Annotated in this window: 20 protein-coding genes; 7 read left to right on the top strand and 13 right to left on the bottom strand. The window is 71.5% G+C overall.

Features of this window, described 5'->3' with window-relative positions; genetic code table 11:
• The first annotated feature begins 158 nt into the window (after nt 1-158).
• Both ACZ7LV_RS28675 and ACZ7LV_RS28670 read left to right on the top strand, forming a co-directional pair.
• Nucleotides 159-917 carry a GntR family transcriptional regulator gene (locus ACZ7LV_RS28675; RefSeq protein ID WP_471943423.1) on the top strand — a complete coding sequence of 253 codons (759 nt, stop codon included), beginning with the start codon at nt 159-161 and terminating at the stop codon, nt 915-917.
• Nucleotides 887-1471 (top strand): P-loop nucleotide/nucleoside kinase family protein, encoded by a 585-nt coding sequence (locus tag ACZ7LV_RS28670; protein WP_471943422.1) that lies wholly within the window; start codon nt 887-889, stop codon nt 1469-1471. The genes ACZ7LV_RS28675 and ACZ7LV_RS28670 overlap by 31 nt, the downstream gene beginning before the upstream one ends.
• 496 nt (nt 1472-1967) lie before the next feature.
• Here the strand turns inward: ACZ7LV_RS28670 and ACZ7LV_RS28665 are convergent, their stop codons facing one another.
• On the bottom strand, nt 1968-2486 hold the full coding sequence (locus tag ACZ7LV_RS28665) for an SMI1/KNR4 family protein (RefSeq protein ID WP_471943420.1): 519 nt from the start codon (nt 2484-2486) through the stop codon (nt 1968-1970).
• Nucleotides 2487-2736: 250 nt separating this feature from the next.
• Between ACZ7LV_RS28665 and ACZ7LV_RS28660 the strand changes: the two genes are divergently transcribed.
• Entirely contained in the window at nt 2737-3021 is a 285-nt protein-coding gene (locus ACZ7LV_RS28660) for a hypothetical protein (protein WP_471943418.1), read from the top strand.
• A 395-nt stretch (nt 3022-3416) separates the two neighbouring features.
• Here ACZ7LV_RS28660 and ACZ7LV_RS28655 read toward each other — a convergent pair whose 3' ends face one another.
• Nucleotides 3417-3857 (bottom strand): hypothetical protein, encoded by a 441-nt coding sequence (locus ACZ7LV_RS28655; protein WP_471943416.1) that lies wholly within the window; start codon nt 3855-3857, stop codon nt 3417-3419.
• 364 nt (nt 3858-4221) lie between these two features.
• On the opposite strand from ACZ7LV_RS28655, the gene ACZ7LV_RS28650 reads away from it, so the two are divergent.
• On the top strand, nt 4222-4617 hold the full coding sequence (locus tag ACZ7LV_RS28650; RefSeq protein ID WP_471943415.1) for a winged helix-turn-helix transcriptional regulator: 396 nt from the start codon (nt 4222-4224) through the stop codon (nt 4615-4617).
• Here ACZ7LV_RS28650 and mutM read toward each other — a convergent pair.
• The 8 genes from mutM to recG form a co-directional block, all read right to left on the bottom strand.
• Complete coding sequence (gene mutM, locus ACZ7LV_RS28645; protein ID WP_471943413.1) at nt 4590-5450, bottom strand: bifunctional DNA-formamidopyrimidine glycosylase/DNA-(apurinic or apyrimidinic site) lyase; 861 nt, start codon at nt 5448-5450, stop codon at nt 4590-4592. The two genes, ACZ7LV_RS28650 and mutM, sit on opposite strands and share 28 nt — an antisense overlap.
• Before the next feature lie 114 nt (nt 5451-5564).
• Nucleotides 5565-6497, bottom strand: coding sequence for a ribonuclease III (rnc, locus tag ACZ7LV_RS28640; protein WP_471943411.1), 933 nt, complete (start codon nt 6495-6497; stop codon nt 5565-5567).
• Nucleotides 6498-6516: 19 nt separating this feature from the next.
• Nucleotides 6517-6690, bottom strand: coding sequence for a 50S ribosomal protein L32 (gene rpmF / locus ACZ7LV_RS28635; protein WP_003951102.1), 174 nt, complete (start codon nt 6688-6690; stop codon nt 6517-6519).
• A gap of 2 nt (nt 6691-6692) precedes the next feature.
• Nucleotides 6693-7346: a YceD family protein gene (locus ACZ7LV_RS28630; RefSeq protein WP_471943409.1), complete on the bottom strand. Its 654-nt coding sequence runs from the start codon at nt 7344-7346 to the stop codon at nt 6693-6695.
• A gap of 131 nt (nt 7347-7477) precedes the next feature.
• Nucleotides 7478-8515, bottom strand: a complete 1038-nt coding sequence (locus ACZ7LV_RS28625) for an ATP synthase F0 subunit B (RefSeq protein ID WP_471943407.1) — start codon at nt 8513-8515, stop codon at nt 7478-7480.
• A 110-nt stretch (nt 8516-8625) separates the two neighbouring features.
• Nucleotides 8626-9105: a pantetheine-phosphate adenylyltransferase gene (gene coaD / locus ACZ7LV_RS28620; protein WP_401673778.1), complete on the bottom strand. Its 480-nt coding sequence runs from the start codon at nt 9103-9105 to the stop codon at nt 8626-8628.
• A 26-nt stretch (nt 9106-9131) separates the two neighbouring features.
• Nucleotides 9132-9719 carry a 16S rRNA (guanine(966)-N(2))-methyltransferase RsmD gene (gene rsmD / locus ACZ7LV_RS28615; RefSeq protein ID WP_471943405.1) on the bottom strand — a complete coding sequence of 196 codons (588 nt, stop codon included), beginning with the start codon at nt 9717-9719 and terminating at the stop codon, nt 9132-9134.
• Nucleotides 9720-10064: 345 nt separating this feature from the next.
• Nucleotides 10065-12269, bottom strand: a complete 2205-nt coding sequence (gene recG, locus ACZ7LV_RS28610) for an ATP-dependent DNA helicase RecG (protein WP_471943403.1) — start codon at nt 12267-12269, stop codon at nt 10065-10067.
• A 188-nt stretch (nt 12270-12457) separates the two neighbouring features.
• On the opposite strand from recG, the gene ACZ7LV_RS28605 reads away from it, so the two are divergent.
• Nucleotides 12458-14302: an HSP90 family protein gene (locus ACZ7LV_RS28605; protein WP_471943402.1), complete on the top strand. Its 1845-nt coding sequence runs from the start codon at nt 12458-12460 to the stop codon at nt 14300-14302.
• On the top strand, nt 14299-17286 hold the full coding sequence (locus tag ACZ7LV_RS28600; RefSeq protein WP_471943400.1) for a tetratricopeptide repeat protein: 2988 nt from the start codon (nt 14299-14301) through the stop codon (nt 17284-17286). The genes ACZ7LV_RS28605 and ACZ7LV_RS28600 overlap by 4 nt, the downstream gene beginning before the upstream one ends.
• An 88-nt stretch (nt 17287-17374) precedes the next feature.
• Here the strand turns inward: ACZ7LV_RS28600 and ACZ7LV_RS28595 are convergent, their stop codons facing one another.
• On the bottom strand, nt 17375-19060 hold the full coding sequence (locus tag ACZ7LV_RS28595; protein WP_471943398.1) for a DAK2 domain-containing protein: 1686 nt from the start codon (nt 19058-19060) through the stop codon (nt 17375-17377).
• Between the two features lie 304 nt (nt 19061-19364).
• Between ACZ7LV_RS28595 and rpmB the strand changes: the two genes are divergently transcribed.
• Nucleotides 19365-19550 (top strand): 50S ribosomal protein L28, encoded by a 186-nt coding sequence (gene rpmB, locus ACZ7LV_RS28590; RefSeq protein ID WP_004924906.1) that lies wholly within the window; start codon nt 19365-19367, stop codon nt 19548-19550.
• A 127-nt stretch (nt 19551-19677) separates the two neighbouring features.
• Here rpmB and thiD read toward each other — a convergent pair whose 3' ends face one another.
• Both thiD and ACZ7LV_RS28580 read right to left on the bottom strand, forming a co-directional pair.
• Complete coding sequence (gene thiD, locus ACZ7LV_RS28585; protein WP_401673763.1) at nt 19678-20469, bottom strand: bifunctional hydroxymethylpyrimidine kinase/phosphomethylpyrimidine kinase; 792 nt, start codon at nt 20467-20469, stop codon at nt 19678-19680.
• Nucleotides 20466-21431, bottom strand: coding sequence for a thiamine-phosphate kinase (locus ACZ7LV_RS28580; protein ID WP_471943397.1), 966 nt, complete (start codon nt 21429-21431; stop codon nt 20466-20468). The genes thiD and ACZ7LV_RS28580 overlap by 4 nt, the downstream gene beginning before the upstream one ends.
• Nucleotides 21432-21642: the final 211 nt, after the last annotated feature.

Here is a 21642-nt window from a genome sequence, read left to right as displayed (position 1 = left end):
TTCTTCTTGGCGGTTGAGCGCCGTCCCTGGGCAGGCGTAGTTGGTGCCGGACCTCGCTCAGTTACCCAGCGGGTACATCCCTAAGGTTCCCTAGGGCACCTTAGGGTGTCAAGGGGTACGCTAGGGATGCAGCCAACTGAGACGAGGGAGCAGACGCGATGGCAGACCAGGCCGACAATCGAGCGCCCTACGCGCAGATTGCCGCCCACTACGCGGAACTGATCACGTCCGGCGAACTACAGCCGGGCTCGCTTCTGCCGAGCATCAAGGCCCTCTCCCAGGAGTGGAGCGTCAGCACCGCGACGGCCGAGAAGGCATTGCGGAAGCTGCGTACCGAGGGCCTCGTTCGGGGGATTCACGGAATCGGAACCGAGGTACTGGACCGGCCTGCACCCATGTCGTCAGGGGCTCAGCGCCAGGACCGCGGGCGCCGGACCGGCTCAAGTTGGGGAACTGGTGAACGGTCCGACTCGCATCAGGCCTCGGTGGTGCCGGCGCCCGCGGAGGTGGCCCAAGCACTGGACCTCAAGCCCGGCTCCAGCGTGATCCGTCGAAGCCGGGTCTACCGCGACCGGCACGGCATCGTCGCGCACTCAACATCGTGGATTCCCGTGCGATACGGAGAGCTGATCCCACAGCTCACGAGTAGTGAGCGGCTGACCGGGGGAACGTCGCTCCAGCTCATCGCGCAGGAAACCGGCAATCCGATCACGCATCGGTTCGACACCGCGTCCGCGCGGCTGCTGACCTCAGAGGATGCGAAGCTCTTGGAGCTGGACCCCGCGAAGCCACCGCAGGACCCTGTGGTCGTGATGACCGCAAAGTTCGTCGACAGCCAAGGCATCGTTGTGGAGTTCGGCGTCGACCTTGGCGGCCCCGGTCGTACGTGGCAGACCGCATCGGAAGTCACCCAGTGACAGCCACCGACAGCACGCGTCAACCGTTCTGCGTCCTCATGGCAGGCCTTCCCGGCTCAGGGAAGACGACTTTGGCCCGTGCTCTGACAGCACGTGGATTCGTCAGGCTCTGCCCTGACGAGGAGATGTTCCGCCGCCACGGGGTGTACGGGGTCGATTTCCCACGGGGAACGTTCCCCACCCTTGAGCGGCCGATCCTCGAAGAGACCTCGGCCCAGCTTCGAGAACAGCTCCAAGCTGGGCACGATGTGGTGGTGGATCATGGCTTCTGGACACCGGAAGACCGCGCTCACTGGCGATCGGTTGCTACCGAAGGTGGCGCAATCTCGGTGGTGGTCTACCTGGAGGCCAGCCACGAAGAGCTCTGGTCCCGCGTAAGCAAGCGCAATGCCCGGCATGAGGACGACCCGAACTCGATCTACTTCGCCGAAAGCGATCTGATCCGCTACCGGTCTCGATTCGTGGCCCCGGAGCCCGGTGAACCGCACATCGTCTATAGCGGCGATCCCGAGTCGGTTCTGAAGACTCTCCAATCGGAGCAGGCCCGCCCATAGCCCGGAGCAACGCGGCCATCCATGCCGGGTTACAGGTTTCTCTACCTCATCAAGCACCCGGCTGCGCTCCGCTCCGCCGGGCGGGCTTCCCGGCTCCGCTGGGGCTGCCGCTCCTGCCTTCGGCCCGCTCCGCCCCGCTGCGCCGACGCCCGCCCACTGTGGATAGGCCCGGAGGTCATGAGTCGAGACCCGACGAAGGCGGCCCACGGTCAAGGACATGCCTCCGGCGGGGGACCGGCCGGCACCGGGATGGAGGGGGCGCCGTTCCCGGCCGCGGGCACATCGTGGCGAGCGCGGGAGGCTTCCATCCCGTCCGCCGTCGACCCAGACAAAGCCGAGCAGACGCGGCCCATGGCGTCCAGGTCGTTCGTACAGTGGGGCGCTCCACCTGGACGCCATGAACCACGCCCGCTCCACGGTGTGTGGGTCGACGGCGGACGGGATGGAAGCTAGGGCCTGTGGTGGGTTGAAGCCAGCGGCAAGCGGCACAGCGTAGTCAATGACCATCACGGGCATGCCTACTCGGGCAGTTCTCCTCGTGTATGCGGAACTGAGAGTAGGGTCCGGGCTGGATCCAGCCTTCCAGCCATCCGGTAAGCCATTGTGCGAGCGACAGTGTGGTCGGGACCAGAACACAACAGCCGTTGGGATCCCAATCCCAGATGTGTCCCTGTGGAGTTCCGAAGTCGACCAACGTCCACATGGCGCATCCACGGTTCATGAGCGGGACAACCCCCGATGGCAGTACAGGATCGATGGACGAAGCCCAACTGCGGTGAACCTCGATGATGTCCTGTTCATCGCTGTACCACTCACCGTTGTCAGTCAGCGACACGCACTGCCAAATGCCGAATCCGCCGTCGGCGACCTCAAGATACAAGCGCCGCAACAAGTGTGGGAGCGTATGGCCGATAGCTGCCTCCGCCCTCGCAACGTCTGCGGGTGAAGCGGGTGGCGGTAGGTCTCGGTCAGAGACGGCTACACGGACCGCCTCGATGAGCTCGTCTTCAGTCATGTCCTGTCCCCCTGTGCAGCGATCTCCGGATGCAAGCCCCGGTTGCGGAGCCTAGCTATCGAGCAGAAAGGGCCGTGTCCCGGCGTGCCACTCTCGTGCCAGAACGGGCGGGGACTCACGGGGAACCAGGGTTTGCAGGGTGCCTTCGGTCGAACTCTGACCGAGGTACGGAATCCGCAGGTCACGCCGCGGTCGCCCAACCTCGCTCCTAAAGCGGTGGTCCACATCTGCCGGGTGAGATCATCCGGGGATGGCAGACGCGCAACTACCCCCAGGCTGGACCCTCCAGCGGATCCGCGACGTATCCGGGGACCGGGAGGCTGTCGCGCTGGATCCGAACCGGGCGGTGAAGTGGGTGGCCGGCGCCGGAGCCCACGAGGTGCTGTATCCAGAGATCATTCTCGGCTTCCACGGCCTGTGCCTCGTGAAGCCTGGCGATGACGACGACTGGTACATGGGCAGCCTCTACGACGACGGCAGCATCGACTGTTGGGAAGCCTACGACGATCTGTACGAGGCACTACGCGGTCTGTAGTGGCATACGGGCTGGACACCGGACGCCTTTGGTTCATGACGGCCCGGGCCGTCTGGGGGCCGTCGGAGGGTGCTCAGCGACGACCAACACTGACAACCAGCGACAGCTAAGTCGCAGGTCGCAGCGTTGATCGATTGCACGGCCGCAGGTCAGAGACTCGGCCCTTCACTACTTCGGCTACTGAGCCAACCATCAGGTGCGTGTACGAGCGCTGGGTAACCGGGGTCGTGGTGGCCCCGGTACTGCGCTGAGGCATGGAAGTGCCGCAGCGCATGCATGCCGTTGTTGCGCTCGGGATCGACGCCGGCCGTCCGGAGAGCCGGCCGCCACGCGAGGCCGTGACCGGCGGACCGCCGTGGGTCTTCCACGGCAGGGTTGGTCGGGGACGAGCGCGGTCAAAGGTTTCCGAGCGATCTTTCAGAAGCTGATGGAGTCCGCCGGTGCAGGGCTGCGCCGGCACAGGCCAGGACGACGGCAAGACCTGCCAGCAGGGAGACGAGCACGTTGATCGACAGGGAGACGTGCTCCACCATTTCACCGTCGGAGTAGACGCAGGCAGTGCGAAGGGGCCAGTGCTCCTGCACCGTGCTCGCCAACTGTGCACCGGAGGCGTTCTGGTCGTCGCACAACGCGGGAAACGGCCCTCCCAAGGTGACGGAGAACCAGCCGTAGCAGTACACGGCCGTTGCCGAAGAACCGAAGACCAGAGCGAGAATCGCACAGAGTCTGGGCTTGGACAGGGGCGGGTTGTTCAGCATGAGAACAACGGTCACGATGCTCGCCGCCCCACTGGCCAGACTGATGAGCAGCAGCATGCCCAGCAAAGGCGTCAGCACTATGTCCCCTTCTCGCAGAACTACGTGGTGCGCCGGGTTGGGCCTGCCACCAAGCGCAAACAGCGATGGCCTATGCCGGACCGCTATGGCACAGTGCGCGTGAGTCGACGTTGCCAGCACAGCATGCACGAACAGCCAATGGGCCCGGCCGCAGGTGTGAATTCGGCGGCAGCTGATAGACGGAACACGATGGCGGACCCGCACGGGCACTTCGACACGACCGACCACAGCCGCCACCCGCTCCTGGGCTTCTTGGCTTCGTCATGGTCCCGCTTTTCTTCCTCCACTGATCGGGCGCACGGCGACGCTTTCTTTGGGTGGGCGCTGTCTGTTGGAGAGCGCTGTGGGGGCGTACGCTGCGCGTATGAGCGGTGAGCCGGCAGCGGAGAGGGATCTGGCGTACGACGTGTTCTCCAGGGCGTGTCCCTCGCGGGGGACGTTGGAGCATGTGACGGGTCGCTGGGGGGCGCTCACCCTCGGTGCGCTGCACGACGGGTCGCTGCGGTTCAACGAGCTGCGGCGCCGGGTCGACGGGGTGAGCGAGAAGATGCTCTCGCAGACGCTGCACGCGCTGGAGCGCGACGGCCTGGTGCACCGGGAGGCGCAGCCGACCAACCCGCCCCGCGTCGACTACGAGCTGACGCCCCTGGGGCGGGAGGTCACCGAGCGCCTGCTGGCGCTCATCCGTCATCTGGAGGGGCGCATGGGCGACGTACTGACGGCCCGGGAGCGTTACGACGCGATGCGCGGCGGGCGCTGACACTTCGGGCAGTAGTAGCTCGACCGGTTCATCCACGGGCGCCGACGCATCGCCGTGCCGCACCTGCGGCACGGCAGCCCCTCGCGTCCGTACGCGTCCAGCGAGCGGTCGAAGTAGCCGGACTCGCCGTTGACGTTCACGTAGAGGCTGTCGAAGCTCGTGCCGCCCACCGCCAGGGCCGCGTTCAGCACGTCCCTGATGTGGCCGAGGAGTTCGAGCGTGCGGGGGCGGGTGAAGGTGGACGTCGGACGGTCGTAGTGGAGGCGGGAGCGCCAAAGGGCCTCGTCCGCGTAGATGTTGCCGACGCCGCTGATCAACGACTGGTCCAGCAGGGCGCGTTTGACGGTGCTGCGCTTACGGCGCAGCGCCTGGTGGAACGCCTCGTCGTCGAACCGCTCGTCCAGCGGGTCGCGGGCGATGTGCGCGATGACGTCGGGCAGGCCGTCGGGGGTGGTGTCGTGCAACGACAGTCCGCCGAAGGTGCGTTGGTCGACGAAGCGCAGCTCGGTGCCGAGGGCGTCGACGAACCGGACGCGGATGCGCAGATGCTTCTCCTCGGGTGCCGCGTGCGGCTGGACCAGGAGCTGACCGCTCATGCCGAGGTGGGCCAGGATCGCCTGGCCGGAGTCCTCCAGCGGCAGCCACAGGTACTTGCCGCGGCGGCTCGGGACACCGACGCCGTGGCCCTTCAGACGGTGCGCGAAGTCGTCGGGGCCGGCGAGGTGACGGCGCACGGCACGCGGGTGCAGCACCTCGACGTCGGCGACGGTCCGGTGGGCGACCCACTGTTCCAGTCCGCGCCGGACGACCTCGACCTCGGGCAACTCGGGCATCGCGCCTCCCCCGTCCACTCCGTCGTACGAACCGAGCGCCCGCCCCGGGGCTGGGGCGGGCGCTCGGGTCTGCTCGTCTCCCGCGTCGCCGCGAGTGTCGTACCGCCGGGCGGCTCAGCCCGACGTCGAGGAGGCGTCCGTGCTGTCGCCGTCGACGGATCTGGAGGCCGGGGCGTCGAGGACCCGGCCGGCCGAAGCCGCGCCGTTGGCCTCCACCGCGGTGGCCTCGCCGGACGGCACGCCGTCGACCGGGACCGCGTCGACGGCCGGCCCGGCGCCCGCCGCTGCTGCGGCCTTGGCCCGCTCGTCGGCGGCCGCGCGGATGGACCGCCAGGCGGACTCGGCGGCCTGCTGCTCGGCCTCCTTCTTGCTGCGGCCGGTGCCGGTGCCGTACGAGACGCCTCCGACGCGGGCGGCAGCAGTGAAGGTCTTCTCGTGATCGGGGCCGGTCTCCGTGACCAGGTACTCGGGCACGCCGAGTCCCTCGGTCGCGGTGAGCTCCTGGAGAGACGTCTTCCAGTCCAGGCCGGCTCCGAGGTTGGAGGACTTCTCGATCAGCGGGTCGAACAGGCGGTGCACCAGCTCCGCCGCCGAGTCCAGGCCCTGGTCGAGATAGACCGCGCCGATCACCGCTTCGAGGGTGTCGGCGAGGATGGAAGCCTTGTCCCGGCCGCCCGTGCCCTCTTCACCGCGGCCGAGCCGGATGAAGGCGCCGAGATCCAGCGTCCGCCCCACGTCCGCCAGCGCACGCGAGTTCACCACCGCGGCCCGCAGCTTGGCCAGCTGGCCCTCGGGCAGGTCGGGGTGGGTGCGGTACAGCGTGTCCGTGACGACGAGGCCGAGCACGGAGTCCCCGAGGAACTCCAGCCGCTCGTTCGTCGGCAGACCGCCGTTCTCGTACGCGTAGGAACGGTGGGTCAGCGCTCGCACCAGAAGGGCGGACTCGAGCTTGTAGCCGAGCCGCCCTTCCAGAAGCGTGTGGGACGAGGCCTGGTTGTCCGGTCCACCCCCGCTCGCGCGGGAAGACTGCTTCTTCGGTGTGGACACAGTGCCTCTCACCAGCCGCTCAGACCTCGAGGACCTGGCGCTTGTTGTAGGTGCCACAAGACGGGCACGCGATGTGCTGCTGCTTGGGCTCGTGGCAGCGCTCGCACGCAACCAGGGTGGGGACCGCAGCCTTCCACTGCGACCGGCGGTGGCGCGTGTTGCTGCGCGACATCTTCCGCTTCGGAACAGCCACGGCTACTTCTCCTGCTTCTCGTCGGCGTGCGCTGAAGGAAGCGCGCCGCCGCTCATCTCGTCCTTCTCGCCGTCTTCGAGTGAACCGGCGAGTCCCTGCAAAGCCGCCCAACGGATGTCGACGGCGTCATGGTGGTGGTCCGGGTCGTCCGCGAGCCGCGCTCCGCATACGGAGCACAGACCCGGGCAGTCCTCCCGGCACACCGGCTGCATCGGCAGTGCGAGCACCACCGCGTCGCGCAGCACGGGCTCGAGGTCGAACATGCCGTCCTCGAGGAAGAGCCTGTCCTCGTCGTCCTCGGCGTCGTCGCCGGGTTCCGCGCTCACACGGCCCCGGTCGTCGGCGTCAGGGTACGAGAACATCTCCTGGAATTCCGCTTCGAGCTGCTGCTCGACCGGCTCCAGACACCTTACGCACTCCCCCTCGGCCCGTGCACGGGCGGTGCCTGTGACGAGCACACCCTCCATGACGGACTCCAGACGGAGGTCGAGCTCCACCGGCGCGCCTTGCGGCACCCCGATGACGTCCTTCAGACCGAGGTCCTTCGGGGCGTCGACCGTGCGGTTCAGGCGCTGGAGCGCACCAGGACGCCGACCCAGCTCGTGCGTGTCGAACACGAGAGGGTTGCGGTGGTCGAGGCGGGCGTTCAGAGCCATTCCTGCTTTCGATCTTGTGAACTCGCTGGGGACGCCGCCCTGCGGTGTCCCGGGGCAGCGCTGATCGCGGACGTATGCGCGACCGAACAGTCAGGATACTGGACCTTTCGCTGAGGGCCCAATCGGAGGTCTCAGCCGTTGCCGCGACCCTGCTCGTAGGCCCGCAGCTGCTCCGCGCTGATCATGCTGGTGTCGAAGAGGCTGGTCTCGTCGAGCGCCTGCGGCTGCTGCTGGTAGCCGTGGTGGCCCTGGTCCTGGTGCGGATCGTAGGCGGGCTGCTGCGGGTACGCCGCGTACGGATCGGCCTGCTGGTAGCCGTACGGGTCCTGCTGGGCGTACTGCTGCTGGTAGCCGTACGGATCCTGCTGCTGCGGCTGCTGGTAGGCGTAGGCGTCCTGCGGCGCGTAGGGCTGCTGGGCGGGCATCGCCGGGGGCTGGGCCGGCTCGGCCGGGGCCTCGGCCATGGCGGCGAGGTCGGCGAGGTAGTCGGCGTCGCTGCTGTGCTGGACGGTGGCGGTGTCCAGGGAGCCCAGGTCGTCGCTGGCGATCCGGCCGTGCAGGGTCTGCCGGCCGCGGCCCACCGCCTCCAGGGTCTTGGCGAGGACCGCCTCGAAGGCGCCGAGCTTGACGTCGACGTACTCGTCGGCGGTGCGGCGCAGCGTCTCCGGGTCGTGACTGCGCTCGGGGGCGTCCTCGTCCTCGTAACCCTGCTCGTCGAGGCCGGGGCCGGTGCCGAGCAGCTTCTCGCGGCCGCGACCGACGGAGCCGAGGGTCTTGGTGAGGACGACCTCGAAGTTGGCGAGCTTGGAGTCGACGTAGTTGTCCGCCTCGGCGCGGATCTCCTCGGCCTCTTTGCGGGCCTCGGTGAGGATGCGGTCCGCCTCGGCCTGGGAGCGGCGGGCGACCTCGGTGTCGGAGATCAGCGAGCCGCGCTCGGCGTGCGCGCCCTGGATGATCCGGTCCGCCTCCTGGCGGGCCTGCTCGACCATCTGCTCGCGGCCGCCGATCAGCTCCTGGGCCTCGGCCAGGGAGCCGGGCAGCGCCGCGCGCACCTCCTCCAGCAGGGCGAGCAGGTCGGCGCGGTTGACCACACACGAGGCCGACATGGGCATGCCGCGGGCGGTGGAGACCGCCGCGACGATCTCGTCGAGCTTCTTCTGTACGTCCACCGGTTGCTCGCCACTCTCTACAGCTGTGTTGGAGACGGACGTGACGACTGTACGGCCATGGGATGCCCGCGGGACACCGGATGACGGGGTGTCAGCCGGGGCCCGCGGGGTCAGCCCTTGGCGAGGCGCTCGGTGAGGGCGGCCAGGATCCGCGGCGGCACCAGGTGGGACACGTCGCCGCCCCAGGCCGCGACCTCCTTGACCAGGGAGGACGACAGGAAGCTGTAGGTGGGGTTGGTGGGCACGAAGAGGGTCTCCACGCCCGAGAGGCCGTTGTTCATCTGGGCCATCTGCAGCTCGTAGTCGAAGTCGCTGACCGCGCGCAGCCCCTTGACGATGGCGGGGATGTCGCGCTGCTTGCAGAAGTCGACGAGGAGGCCGTGGAAGGCCTCGACCCGCACGTTCCCGTAGTCGGCGGTGACCTCGCGGATCAGCTCGATCCGCTCCTCGACCTCGAAGAGGCCCTTCTTCGACTGGTTGATCATCACCGCGACGTAGACCTCGTCGTAGAGACGCGAGGCGCGGGCGATGATGTCCAGGTGACCGTTGGTGATCGGGTCGAACGACCCGGGACAGACGGCTCGGCGCACGTGAGATCCCTCGCTCTCAGGTCCGGTCATGGTGCGTCTTCGCACGTGGAGGCGGCGCGACCGTACCAAAACGTTCCCTCACCGTACCGGCGGGTACGCAGGGCTTCGAAGCCCCCCGGCCACCCGAATTCGCCACCCCTGGTGCTGCGCTCCACGGTGACGAGGGCTTCCCCGGCGAGCCAGCCCTCCGTGCGGAGTGTGAGCAGGATCTCGCGAAGATCGTGGTCCGTGACCGCGTACGGCGGGTCGAGGAACACGAGGTCGTACGGCTCCTCCGGCGGGGTGGTACGGATGATCTGTTCCGCTTTGCCCGACCTGACCTCGGCGCCGGGCAGACCGAGGTTCCGGACGTTCTCCCGGATCACGCGCGCGGCCCGGGCGTCCGCCTCGACCAGCAGGGTGTGGCCGGCGCCGCGTGAGAGCGCCTCCAGGCCGACGGCGCCGGAACCGGCGTACAGATCGAGCACGCGCTCGCCGTCCAGGGGGCCGCCGAGCAGGGACTGCCAGGTGGAGAAGAGTCCCTCGCGGGCACGGTCGGAGGTGGGGCGCGTGCCGGTCCCTGGCGGGACGGCCAGGCGGCGTCCACCGGCTGCGCCGGCGATCACGCGGGTCATCTTGGGTCCTCGGGGTGGGGTCCTGTACGCGTTCAGTCTGGCAGGCGGCGGAAGGGGGTGCGTGCTCCCGCGGGCGTCCGGGGCCCCGCCGCGGCCGATCGCACGGTCCCGCGCCACGGGTGGCCAGCGGGCCGGCGCGGCCGGTCGCACGGTCCCCGCACCACTGGCGGGCCGGCGCGGACGGTCGCACCGTCCCCGCACCACTGGCGGGCCGGCAGGTCGGCGCGAACGGTCGCACGGTCCCCGCACCACTGGCGGGTCGGCGCGGACGGTCGCACGGTCCCCGCGCCGCCGATGGGCCGGCGCGGACGCTCGCACGGTCCCCGCGCCGCCGGCGGGCCGGCCTCACCCCTTCTCCAGGTACTGCTCCCTCTCCTCGTCCAGCAGGGCGTCCAGTGCCGTGCGCAGGCCCGGCAGGCCGGTGAGGTCGGGGTCGGCGGCGACCAGGGCGGCGGCCTCCTCGCGGGCCTCGGCGATGATCTCCTCGTCCTCGATGACGGCGAGCACCCGAAGACTGGTGCGGGCGCCGGACTGGGCCTGGCCGAGGACGTCTCCCTCGCGCCGCTGTTCGAGGTCGATCCGGGAGAGCTCGAAGCCGTCGAGAGTGGCCGCCACCGCGTTCAGCCGCTGCCGGGCCGCGCTCGCCTCGGGCATCTCGCTGACCAGCAGGCAGAGCCCCGGGGCCGCGCCACGGCCGACGCGCCCGCGCAGCTGGTGGAGCTGGGAGACGCCGAAGCGGTCGGCGTCCATGATCACCATCACAGTGGCGTTGGGCACGTTCACACCGACCTCGATGACCGTGGTGGCCACCAGCACGTCCGTCTCACCGGCGGCGAACCGGCGCATGACGGCGTCCTTGTCGTCGGGCTGCATCCGGCCGTGCAGGACCTCGACCTTGAGCCCCTGGAGCGGACCGCCCGAGAGCTGGGCGGCCATGTCCAGGACGGCGAGCGGCGGGCGCTTCTCGGCCTCGTCCTCGGCCGACTTCTTCTTCGCGGCCCGGGGGTCGTCCTCCTCGTCGCCAATGCGCGGGCAGACCACGTACGCCTGGTGGCCCTGGGAGACCTCCTCGCGCACCCGCTCCCAGGTCCGGGCGAGGAAGTGCGGCTTGTCGGCGGCCGGGACGACATGGCTGGCGATCGGGGAGCGGCCGGCCGGGAGCTGGTCGAGGACCGAGGTGTCCAGGTCGCCGAAGACCGTCATGGCGACCGTGCGCGGGATCGGGGTGGCGGTCATGACCAGCAGGTGCGGGGGCTGCTTGCCCTTGCCGCGCAGGGCGTCGCGCTGTTCGACACCGAAGCGGTGCTGTTCGTCCACGACGACCAGGCCGAGGTCGTGGAACTGCACCTTGTCCTCGATCAGGGCGTGCGTGCCGATCACGATCCCCGCTTCCCCGGTGACCAGGTCGAGCAGGGCCTGGCGCCGGGCGGCCGCCCCCATCGAGCCGGTCAGCAGCACGACCTTGGTGGCGTGCTCGGTGCCGCCGAGCATGCCGCCCTCCGCCAGGTCCCCCATCATCTCGGTGACCGACCGGTGATGCTGCTGGGCGAGGACCTCGGTGGGCGCGAGCAGGGCGGCCTGCCCGCCCGCGTCGACGACGGCGAGCATCGCGCGCAGGGCGACCAGCGTCTTGCCCGAGCCGACCTCGCCCTGGAGCAGTCGGTGCATCGGGTGGTCGGTGGCCAGGTCGTCGAAGATCTCCCGGGAGACCTTCTGCTGGCCCTCGGTGAGGGTGAAGGGCAGGCGGTCGTCGAAGGCCGAGAGGAGGCCGTCCGGGGCGGCGCTGCGGGGCACCGCCGGGAGCTGGGCGTCCGCGTGGCGGCGGCGGGCCAGGGCGACCTGGAGGACGAAGGCCTCGTCCCACTTCAGGCGATCGCGGGCGGCGGCGATGTCCGCCTTGGTGTGCGGGCGGTGGATCCTCAGCAGGGCCTCGGGCAGGGAGACGAGGCCGCGGCCCTCGCGCAGGGAGTCCGGGAGCGGGTCGAGGGCCTCCTGGGCGCTGGGCAGCACGGTCTGGACGGCCTTGCCGATCTTCCACGACTCCAGCTTGGCGGTCGCCGGGTACATCGGGATCAGGGCGCCCGCCCAGGTGTCGACCGCCTCCTCGGCGTCCCCCTTCAGCAACTCGTACGCCGGATGCGCCAGTTGCAGTCGGCGGTTGAAGACGGAGACCTTGCCCGCGAACATCGCGCGGGTGCCCGGCAGCAGTTCCTTGTGGGGTTTGTGCACTCCGGCGCCGAAGAAGACCAGTTGGAGCCGGCCACTGCCGTCGGTGATCGTCACCTCCAGGCGCTGGCCCTTGCCGCGCGGCGCCTTGGCGGAGGCGAAGCTGTGCAGGCGGGCGTCGGCGACCTGGGCCACCACCGTGACGTGCTCGTCCATGGGGAGGTCGGCGAGGTGGGTGAGCTGGCCCCGCTCCTCGTATCTGCGCGGGTAGTGGTGCAGGAGGTCACCGACGGTGTGCAGGCCGAGATGCTCGGCCATCACCTTCGCGGTGGCGGGGCCGAGCACCTTCTTCAGTGGTTCGTCCAGTGCGGGCACGAGATCCATTGCACACCACGGCACCGACAACGGCGCTCACGCCCCGGCGTCGGATCCGTATACGTCTTGGGAAACCCCTGGTCAGACGGCTCGCTCCGGCTCTAGGATGACGCGCTCCGGCCATCCCTTCGCGGTCACCGCCTCACCGGGACCGCCCGACCCCGCGCCGACGCGCTCCCCCCACCGGCGCTGTGACGATGGACTCCCAGACCTCACAGGCCTCACAGGCCTCTCCCTCACCCCATACCTTCCAGGTCGACCTGCGCGGCTTGGTGGACCTGCTCTCCCATCACCTCTACTCCAGCCCCAAGGTCTACCTGCGCGAACTGCTGCAGAACGCGGTCGACGCGATCACCGCCCGCCGGGCCGAGCAGCCCGAGGCCCCGGCGCGGGTGCGGCTGTACGCAGAGGCGGGCGCCCTGCGGGTGGAGGACTCCGGCGTCGGGCTCACCGAGGCCGACGTGCACCACCTGCTGGCGACCATCGGGCGCAGTTCCAAGCGGGCCGACGGCATCCAGGAGGTGCGCGGCGAGTTCCTCGGGCAGTTCGGCATCGGGCTCCTGGCCTGTTTCGTGGTGGCCGAGCGGATCCGGGTCGTCAGCCGCAGCGCCCGTACGCCGGACGCCCGGCCCGTGGAGTGGACGGCGACGGACGACGGCTCGTACACCGTCCGGACGCTGCCGGACGCGGCCCGGCCCGAGCCGGGCACGACCGTGCACCTGGAGGCGCGGGCCGGAGCCGGCGAGTGGCTCACCGAGGAGCGGGTGCTCGCGCTGGCGCGGGACTTCGGCTCGCTGCTGCCGTACGACGTCCGGGTGGGCGACGAGGAGGTCACCGACCTGCCCGCGCCCTGGGACCGCCCCTACCCCTCCCCCGCCACCCGGCGGGTGGCCCTGGCCCGGCACTGTCACGACCTGTTCGGGTTCACGCCGCTGGACGCGATCGAGCTGAACGTGCCGCTCGCGGGGATCCGCGGGGTGGCCTACGTGCTGCCCTCCGCGGTCAGTCCGGCGCAGCGCGCGCGGCACCGCGTCCACCTCAAGGGCATGCTGCTCACCGAGCGGGCCGAGCAGCTGCTGCCCGACTGGGCGTTTTTCGTGCGCTGTGTGCTCGACACCGACAGCCTGCGGCCCACCGCCTCGCGTGAGTCGCTGTACGAGGACGAGACGCTGGCCGCCGTGCGGGACGCCCTGGGCGACAGGATTCGGTCCTGGCTGACCGGCCTCGCCGCCGGTGACCCGGAGCGGCTGGCGGCGTTCCTGTCGGTGCACCACCTGGGCGTGAAGTCCCTGGCGCGGCACGACACCGAGATGCTGCGCACGATGCTGCCGTGGCTGCCGTTCGAGACGACCGACGGGCAGTTGTCGCTGGAGGAGTTCGCGCTGCGCCACCCCGTGGTGCACTTCACGCGCACGGTCGAGGAGTACCGGCAGGTCGCCCCGATCGCCTCCGCGCAGGGCGTCGGGGTCGTCAACGGCGGCTACACCTACGACAGCGACCTGGTCCAGGCGCTGCCGTCGGTGCGGCCCGGGACGGTCGTCGCCGAGCTGGACGCGGACACCGTGACCGCCCACCTGGACGCCGTCGACCCCACCGAGGAGCTGGCCCTGTCGGGCTTCCTGGCGGCCGCGCGGGCCAAGCTGGACCCGCTGGGCTGCGATGTCGTCCTGCGCGCCTTCCACCCGCTGTCCGTGCCCGCGCTGCACCTGGACGACCGGGCGGCCCGGCACGAGCAGGCCCGGGCGGCGGCCGAGGAGGAGGCCGACGACCTGTGGGCCGGCATCCTGGGCTCGCTGCGCGGCAGCGCCCCCCGCGCGCGGCTGGTGCTGAACCACCTCAACCCGCTGATCCGCAGGATCAGTTCGGTGAACGATCCGGAACTCGTCGGCACCGCCACGGAGTCGCTGTACGGCCAGGCCCTGCTGATGGCGCAGCGTCCGCTGCGGCCCGCCGACTCCGCCCTGCTCAACCGGGCGTTCATCGGCCTGCTGGAATGGGCCACCCACAGCGACTCCGACTCCCCGGGGGACGGTCACCGATGAGTGAGATCACGGACTTCGACGCGCTGCGCCGGGCGATGGCGGAGAACTCCGAGCAGCCCGAGGGACCCGCGCGCAACGCGCGCGCCGAGCAGCTGCTCGCCCAGGCCGAGCGGCTGAACGTGCCGCTCGCCGTGATCGAGGCGCTCGGACATCAGCTGAAGGTCTACAACTACAGCTCCGAGAAGGACAAGATGTTCGTCCCCTTCGCGCGCCTGCTGCGCATGTGGGACGAACACCCCGAGGACTTCGACGAGTACGAGACCCTCTCGCTGCACTGGGTCTTCAAGTGGATGTCGGCCGGGATGCTCGACCAGCCGCACGTGCCGCTGGCGTCCGTCGAGAAGTGGCTCGGCGAGATGGAGCACCGCTACCGCCTCGCGGGGCACTCCGAACGGGCGGTGCGCAGCGCCGAGTTCAGCGTGGCCGCGCACGTCGGTGACGTGGAGCGCGCGGAGCGGGCGTACGCGGCGTGGCTGGCGGCGGACCGGGACGGCATGGCCGACTGCCACGCGTGCGAGCTGCACGGGCAGGGCTGGTGGCAGGTGGAACGCGGCCGGGACGCCGAGGCCCTTCGGCTGTGGGCGCCGGTCCTGGACGGCGAGTTCGCGTGCGCCCACGAGCCGCACACCGTCCTGGCGTCATCCCTGGGTCCGCTGCTGCGGCTGGGCCGCCTCGACGAGGCGCGCGCGAACCATCTGCGGGGCTTCCGGCTCGTGCGGGCCATGGAGAGCATGCGCGGCGCGTACGCGGACCACGTCGAGTTCTGCGCGCTCACCGGCAACGAGGCGCGCGGCCTGGAGCTGCTGGCGGAGCGGCCGGCGTACTTCACGGACACCGGGCAGCCGCGCAGCCGGATGGACTTCATGAGCGTGGTCGCCCTGATCATGGACCGGCTGACCGCGCTGGGCCTCGGCGACCAGGGTGTGCCGGGCCCCGCGGACCGGTCGTGGACCGCGCGGGAACTGGCCGTCCACGCGCGCGGGGAGGCCCTCGCGCTGGCGGCGCGCTTCGACGCCCGCAACGGCACGGCCCACGTGAGCGAGCGGGTTCGCGAGCGCATGGAGCAGCGTCCGATCGTCGAGCGGCTCGCTCTGGGAGTGCGCTCGGACCGGCTCGGGTACACCTCGCGTCCGGTCACCACGGCGCCCGCCCAGTCCCCGTCCGCCGCGAGCGGACCGGAGCCCGATCTGGCCGCGCTGCTGGCCGAGGCGCGACGTCTGTCGGACACCTTGCGGCCGAACGCCGTCGAGGCCTGGGCGGCCGTCGCGCGGGCCGCCGAGGGCGCCGAACTGGACGCCCGAGACCGGGCGGAGATCGCCGACCACGAGGCGATGGACCTGGGTCCGGCGGGGGCCGAGCTCTTCGAGCAGGCGGCCGAGCTGTACGCGGCGGCCGGCGATCCGGGCGAGGCCCTGGCCGCACGCGCGCGTGCGGCGTACGTCCGCGCGCTCGCCGGTCGCGTCGACGAGGCCGTCGAGGCGGTCGCCGAGCCCTACGACGAGGTCCTCGCGCTGTACGCCGAGGACGGCACCGGCGTACGGCAGACCGCGTCCGTCCTGATGGGCCGGGCGCGGATCCTGATGCGGCGGGTGCACGAGGGCGACGACGCGGCCGGTGGCGGCACCTCCCAGGACACCGTCCTGGCGGAGGCCGAGGCGGCCGTCCGGGAGGTGCTCGCGCTCGTCGAGGGCCACAGCGGGGACGACGTGAGGCTGGCCTCGCGGGCGGCCGAGGCGCGGGCGATGCTCGCCGAGCTGGCCGTCCACCACGGGGAGGTCGAGAAGGCCGCCGTGCTGTTCGGGCGGGCCGCGACGGCGTACGTGGAGGCGGGGCTGCCGTGGTTCGCGGTGGAGTACGAGGCGCGGCTGGCCGGTCTCGCCCAGCACCTCGGGGACACCACGGAGGCCGAGCGGGCGCTGCGGGCGGCCCTGGAGCACGGCGGGCCGCATCTGGAGGCCACCGGACGGGCCCAGCTGCACCTTCAGCTGGCCGAGGTCCTCGGCGGCCGTGGGGAGTCGGAGGAGGCGGCGGAGCACGCCCTGGACGCGGCGCACTGGGCCGACGAGGCGGGCGAGGGCCCGACCTTCGGCGTCTGGGCCCGGCACCTGCTCGGCGGTTTCCTGCTGCGCCAGGGCCGGTGGGCGGAGGCCGCGGAGGTGCTGGAGTCGGCGCTGCCCGACCTGAGCGCCGAGACGCACGGTGACGGCGCGATCGTGCAGACGCAGTGGTGGCTCGGCGACTGTCTGAGCGAGCTCGGCGAGCACCGGGCGGCGGCCGAGCGGCGTCTGCAGGCCGCCGAGATCGCCCGGCACTGGCCCGAGCAGCACGACCACGCCACCCTGGCGCACCTCGCCGCAGAGTCCCTGGGGCACGCCGGGATGCCGGCCGAGGCGGACCAGGCCTACGCGCGCGCGGGTGAGCTGTGGCGCTCCCTGGGCAACGTCCACGGCCTCGTCCGCGCCCTGCGCGCCCGCGCGTGGCTCGCGCTGCGCACGGACGACGGCACGGAGACCGCGCGGGAGTTGATGGCGGCCGGCGTCCACGAGTGTGTCAGCGCCCTGAGCACCGCCGCCGACGAGGAGTCCCGCCAGCGCCTCACCGCCGAACTCGGGCACACCCACCGTCAGTTCGGTGACCTGCTCGCCCGCTCGTCGGCCGAGGACGCCGAGGACGGCTCGATCCGGGCCATGTTCGAGGAGGCCCTGACGGAGGTGGAGGAGGCCGTCTCCGTGTTCGCCTCGCTCGGCGCCGACGCCCGGCACGCCCGCACCGGCGCCGAACTCGCCGCGGGCTGGCTGGCGGCCGACCTGGGCCGTGGCACCGAGGCGGCCGCACGCGCGCGTGGGGTGCTGGAGGAGTACGCCGACGCCGACGAGGACGACGAGAGCGCCCGGGAGCGGCGGGCCGAGGCGGAGCAGATGCTGCGCGTCGTGCGCGAGGGGCAGGAGGGACCGGAGGGGCTGGAGGGGCTGAAGGAGGACTGACCGGAACCGGGTCGGCCGCTCTGCTCCGCCGCCCCCGTGCACTTCGCCTCTACTCCGCCCCTCTGCTCCACCCCCCTGCTCCCTCCCGCTACTCCACCCCGATCAGCAGCAGCGCGCCCTGCCGCCCGCCCCGGTACACCACCGTGTCGACGGCCAGATAGGCCTCCCGCACCCGGCCCTCCAGGTGCTCGGCGACGGACTCCGGGGCCTCGTCGCCGAGCACCAGCGTCACCAGTTCGCCGCCCGCGGCGAGCATCCGGTCCAGCACGGTGGCGGCGACGCCCGTGACGTCCGTCCCGATCATGGCGACGTCCCCGTCGATGAGCCCGAGGACGTCACCGGCCTGGCAGATGCCGGCCATGGTCCAGGCCTGGCGTTCCGCGACGGCGACCTCGCCGTACCGGGTGGCGCCGGCCGCGGAGGTCATGGACACCACGTCCTCGTCGAAGCGGCGCTCCGGTTCGTGCACCGCGAGCGCCGCGATGCCCTGGACCGCGGACCGGGTGGGGATCATGGAGACGCGGATGCCCTCGGCGCGGACCTGCTCGGCCGCCGCCGCGGCGGTGTGGCGGAGCTCAGGATCGTTGGGCAGCAGCACGACCTCGCGCGCGTGGGCCCGCCGCAGGGCCTCGACCAGTTCGCCGCTCACGGGGGGCTCTCCGGGGCGCGCCAGCACGGTCGTGGCGCCGGCCTCGGCGTACAGCCCGGCCAGCCCCTCCCCCGGCACGACGGCCACCACGGCCCGCTGGACGCGCTCCCTGGGGCGCCCCTCGCCTCGTACGGTGTGCACGTCGTCCGCGCCGAAGTGCGTGATCCTGATCCGGTACGGCCGCCCCGCCTCGACGCCCGCCTCCACCGCCGCGCCGGCGTCGTCCACATGCACATGGACGTTCCACAGCCCGTCGCCGCCGACCACCACGAGCGAGTCGCCGAGGGCGTCGAGCCGCTCCTTCAGACGCGCCACGGCGAGATCGCCGGCCTCCAGGAGATAGATCACCTCGTACGCCGGGCCGTCCTCCTCGGCGGCGTCCGCGCACTCCGTCCCGGCGCCCGTGCTCTCGTCGTCGGGCGTGCGCACGCGCGTGCGCCACGCCCCGGCCGCCACCGCGACCGCCCCCTGCACCTCCCCGGTGAGCGTCTCCACCAGCGCCGCCAGCATCGCGACGAGCCCCCGCCCGCCGGCGTCCACCACCCCGGCGCGCTCCAGCACGGCCAGCTGCCCCGGGGTGGCCGCCAGGGCCGTCCTGGCCCCTTCGTAGGCGGCCCGCGCGACCGCACCGCAGTCGCCCTGCACTCCCCCGGCCGCGTCGGCGGCGGCGGAGGCGACCGACAGGACCGTGCCCTCCACGGGGTGGGCCACGGCCTGGCGGGCAGCGTCGGCCGCGTGGCGCAGCGCGAGCCGCAGGCCCTCCCCGTCGGTGTGGGCGTCGTCACTGCCGGCGGCGAGCACCTGCGCCATGCCGCGCAGCAGTTGGGCGACGATGGTCCCGGAGTTGCCCCGGGCGCCGATCAGCGCACCGTGGGCCATGGCCTGGGCGGCCTCCGCCAGCGAGGGCCGGTCGGGGCCGGCCGCGTCGACCTCGTGGGCGGCGAACACCGCCTCGACGGCGGCCACCGCGGACTCGACGGTCAGGTACAGATTGGTGCCGGTGTCCCCGTCCGCGACCGGGTACACGTTGATCGCGTCGATCTCCTCCCGCGCGCGTCCGAGCGCCTCCAGCGCGAGTCCGCACCAGGTGCGCACCGCGAGGGCATCGAGGAACGTCTGCGGCACCTGCGCCTCCTTGGACCTGCCCGGCCGATCATGTCGCAGACGCGGAGTCTGACTGCTGGACGTGGGACGCAGCGTAGCCCTGGGGCCCGTGACCGCCGGAAGAGGGCGGGGCGGGCCCCTGAGCAGCCATGGTAATTTCGTTGTACGGACGCAGCCGTTGTATGCTGCTCCGGTTGCCCGATCCTGATCGGGCCATTCCCCTGGCAGCGCCACTCAGATCTCAGACGGCTCGCAAGAGCCTACGATTTCGGTCCCGGCATGCCGGGATCAACCGTAAGTGCATCTGAAGTCTTTGGAGTGACCCGTGGCTGCCAACTGCGACGTCTGCGGCAAGGGGCCGGGCTTCGGCAACAACATCTCGCACTCGCACCGCCGTACGCCCCGTCGCTGGAACCCGAACATCCAGCGTGTGCGTACCGTGGTGGGTGGGACGCCGAAGCGCGTGAACGCTTGCACCTCGTGCATCAAGGCCGGCAAGGTCTCGCGCTGACGCACCTCCCCCGAGCTCTGGGCTTCGCTCGAGCAGGGGGGACCCCTGACGCGCGCGGCCACTGCTGGTTCGCTGCATCAAGCCGGTCCACCTCAGGTGGACCGGCTTCTTGCTGTGCCCGCTTCCGTCAGTCCCGGAACCGCCAGCCATGATCCACCGGCCCGATCCCGCCGCCGAGCGCGAAGCCGGCCGCGATCGCCCCGGTGACGTACTCCTTCGCCGCGCGTACCGCTTCCGGCACGCTCAGCCCGCGCGCCAGCCCGGACGCGATGGCCGACGCCAGCGTGCAGCCCGTGCCGTGGGTGTGCCGGTTGTCGTGACGGGGGGCACGCAGCCAGAGCTCCTCGGAGCCGTCGGAGAGCAGGTCCACCGCCTCTCCCCGCAGATGACCGCCCTTGATCACGACCCACCGCGGTCCGTACGCGAGGACGGCCGCCGCCGCCTCACGCATCCCGGCCTCGGACTCCACCCGCAGCCCGGTCAGTTGCGTCACCTCGTCGAGGTTCGGCGTGACCACGGTCGCGGCCGGCAGCAGCTTGGTCCGTACCGAGTCCAGCGCGGAGGCCGCCAGCAGCGGGTCGCCGTGCTTGGAGACGCCCACCGGGTCGACGACGGCCGGCGCGTCCGTACCGGTGATCAACTCGGCCACCGCCTCGACGAGTTCCGCCGAGGCCAGCATCCCGGTCTTCACGGCCTGGACGCCGATGTCGTCGACGACGCTGCGGTACTGGGCCCGCACGGCCTCCACGGGCAGTTCCCAGGCGCCCTGCACGCCGAGGCTGTTCTGCGCCGTCACCGCCGTGATCACGCTCATGCCGTGCACACCGAGCGCGAGCATGGTCTTCAGGTCGGCCTGGATGCCGGCGCCGCCACCGGAGTCGGATCCGGCGACGGTCAGCACCCTGGGTGGTGCGCTCATGACTCGATCCCTCCGAAGTGGTCCCAACCGCCCTTGGAGGTCCAGGGTGCCCCGTCGACGGTCACCTGCGGCAGCGCGGACGGGTTGAGCACCTCGCCGATCACCTTCCAGCGGGCGGGCAGCTTCACGTCCGGCGGGAAGGTCGCCACGATCGCGTGGTCCTCTCCCCCGGTCAGCACCCACTGGAGCGGGTCCACGCCCACCGCCTGACCGATGTCGTGCATCTGCGAGGGGATGTCGATCGCGCCGGAGCGCACGTCGATCCGGACCTTGCTCGCCTCCGCGATGTGCCCGAGGTCGGCGATCAGCCCGTCGCTGACGTCGCACATCGCCGTCGCGCCGAGCCCTGCCGCCGCCGGACCCGCGTGGTACGGCGGCTCCGGGCGCCGATGCGCCTCGACGAAGGCACGCGGCGAGCGGAAACCGCGCGAGAGCACCGCGTATCCGGCCGCCGACCAGCCCAGCCAGCCGGTCACCGCGACCAGGTCGCCGGGCTGCGCGCCGGCCCGCGTCACGGGTTCCTGGTTGCGCAGATCGCCGAGCGCGGTGATCGACACCGTGATGGTGTCCCCGCGCACCACGTCGCCGCCGACCACGGAAGCGCCCGCGACCTGGCACTCGTCGCGCAGCCCGTCCATCAGCTCGGTCGGCCAGGTGACCGGGAGTTCGGCCGGCACGACGAGGCCCAGCAGCAGCGCGGTCGGCACGGCACCCATGGCGGCGATGTCGGCGAGGTTCTGCGCCGCCGCCTTGCGCCCGACGTCGTACGCCGTGGACCAGTCCCGGCGGAAGTGCCGTCCCTCCAGCAGGATGTCGGTGCTGGCCACGACCCGGCGGTCGGGCGCGGCGACCACCGCGGCGTCGTCCCCCGGCCCGACGCGCACCGCCGGGGTGGTGGTGAGGCGGGAGGTGAGCTCCCTGATGAGCCCGAACTCCCCGAGCTCACCAACAGTCCCCTTCATTTCCCTTACGCCCCTTCTGTCCCTGTGCGTGCCCGGTCGCGGGCCATCAGTGTCCTCGATACGGTCGTACCGACCGCCGACCGGCCCCCCATGGCCGCTTGTCCGGCCCACCCGTTCGTCAACTTCCGTCGTGTCCGCACCCCGGCACGCAGGGCCCGGACACCGTAGGTCTCCCCGCGGCGAGCGGGGACGCGATACCGTGGCGTTCCTT

This window comes from Streptomyces sp. NPDC107562, from assembly GCF_055657325.1.
The sequence above is the reverse complement of the archived record's forward strand: the minus strand, read 5'-3'. Positions and strand labels throughout refer to the sequence as shown.

Excerpts from the sequence above, each read along its gene's own strand:
- ACZ7LV_RS28675 (WP_471943423.1), top strand. The coding sequence starts at position 159 with ATGGCAGACCAGGCCGACAATCGAGCGCCCTACGCGCAGATTGCCGCC.
- ACZ7LV_RS28665 (WP_471943420.1), bottom strand. The coding sequence starts at position 2,486 with ATGACTGAAGACGAGCTCATCGAGGCGGTCCGTGTAGCCGTCTCTGAC.
- ACZ7LV_RS28660 (WP_471943418.1), top strand. The coding sequence starts at position 2,737 with ATGGCAGACGCGCAACTACCCCCAGGCTGGACCCTCCAGCGGATCCGC.
- ACZ7LV_RS28650 (WP_471943415.1), top strand. The coding sequence starts at position 4,222 with ATGAGCGGTGAGCCGGCAGCGGAGAGGGATCTGGCGTACGACGTGTTC.
- mutM (WP_471943413.1), bottom strand. The coding sequence starts at position 5,450 with ATGCCCGAGTTGCCCGAGGTCGAGGTCGTCCGGCGCGGACTGGAACAG.
- ACZ7LV_RS28630 (WP_471943409.1), bottom strand. The coding sequence starts at position 7,346 with ATGGCTCTGAACGCCCGCCTCGACCACCGCAACCCTCTCGTGTTCGAC.
- rsmD (WP_471943405.1), bottom strand. The coding sequence starts at position 9,719 with ATGACCCGCGTGATCGCCGGCGCAGCCGGTGGACGCCGCCTGGCCGTC.
- recG (WP_471943403.1), bottom strand. The coding sequence starts at position 12,269 with ATGGATCTCGTGCCCGCACTGGACGAACCACTGAAGAAGGTGCTCGGC.
- ACZ7LV_RS28605 (WP_471943402.1), top strand. The coding sequence starts at position 12,458 with ATGGACTCCCAGACCTCACAGGCCTCACAGGCCTCTCCCTCACCCCAT.
- ACZ7LV_RS28600 (WP_471943400.1), top strand. The coding sequence starts at position 14,299 with ATGAGTGAGATCACGGACTTCGACGCGCTGCGCCGGGCGATGGCGGAG.
- thiD (WP_401673763.1), bottom strand. The coding sequence starts at position 20,469 with ATGAGCGCACCACCCAGGGTGCTGACCGTCGCCGGATCCGACTCCGGT.
- ACZ7LV_RS28580 (WP_471943397.1), bottom strand. The coding sequence starts at position 21,431 with ATGAAGGGGACTGTTGGTGAGCTCGGGGAGTTCGGGCTCATCAGGGAG.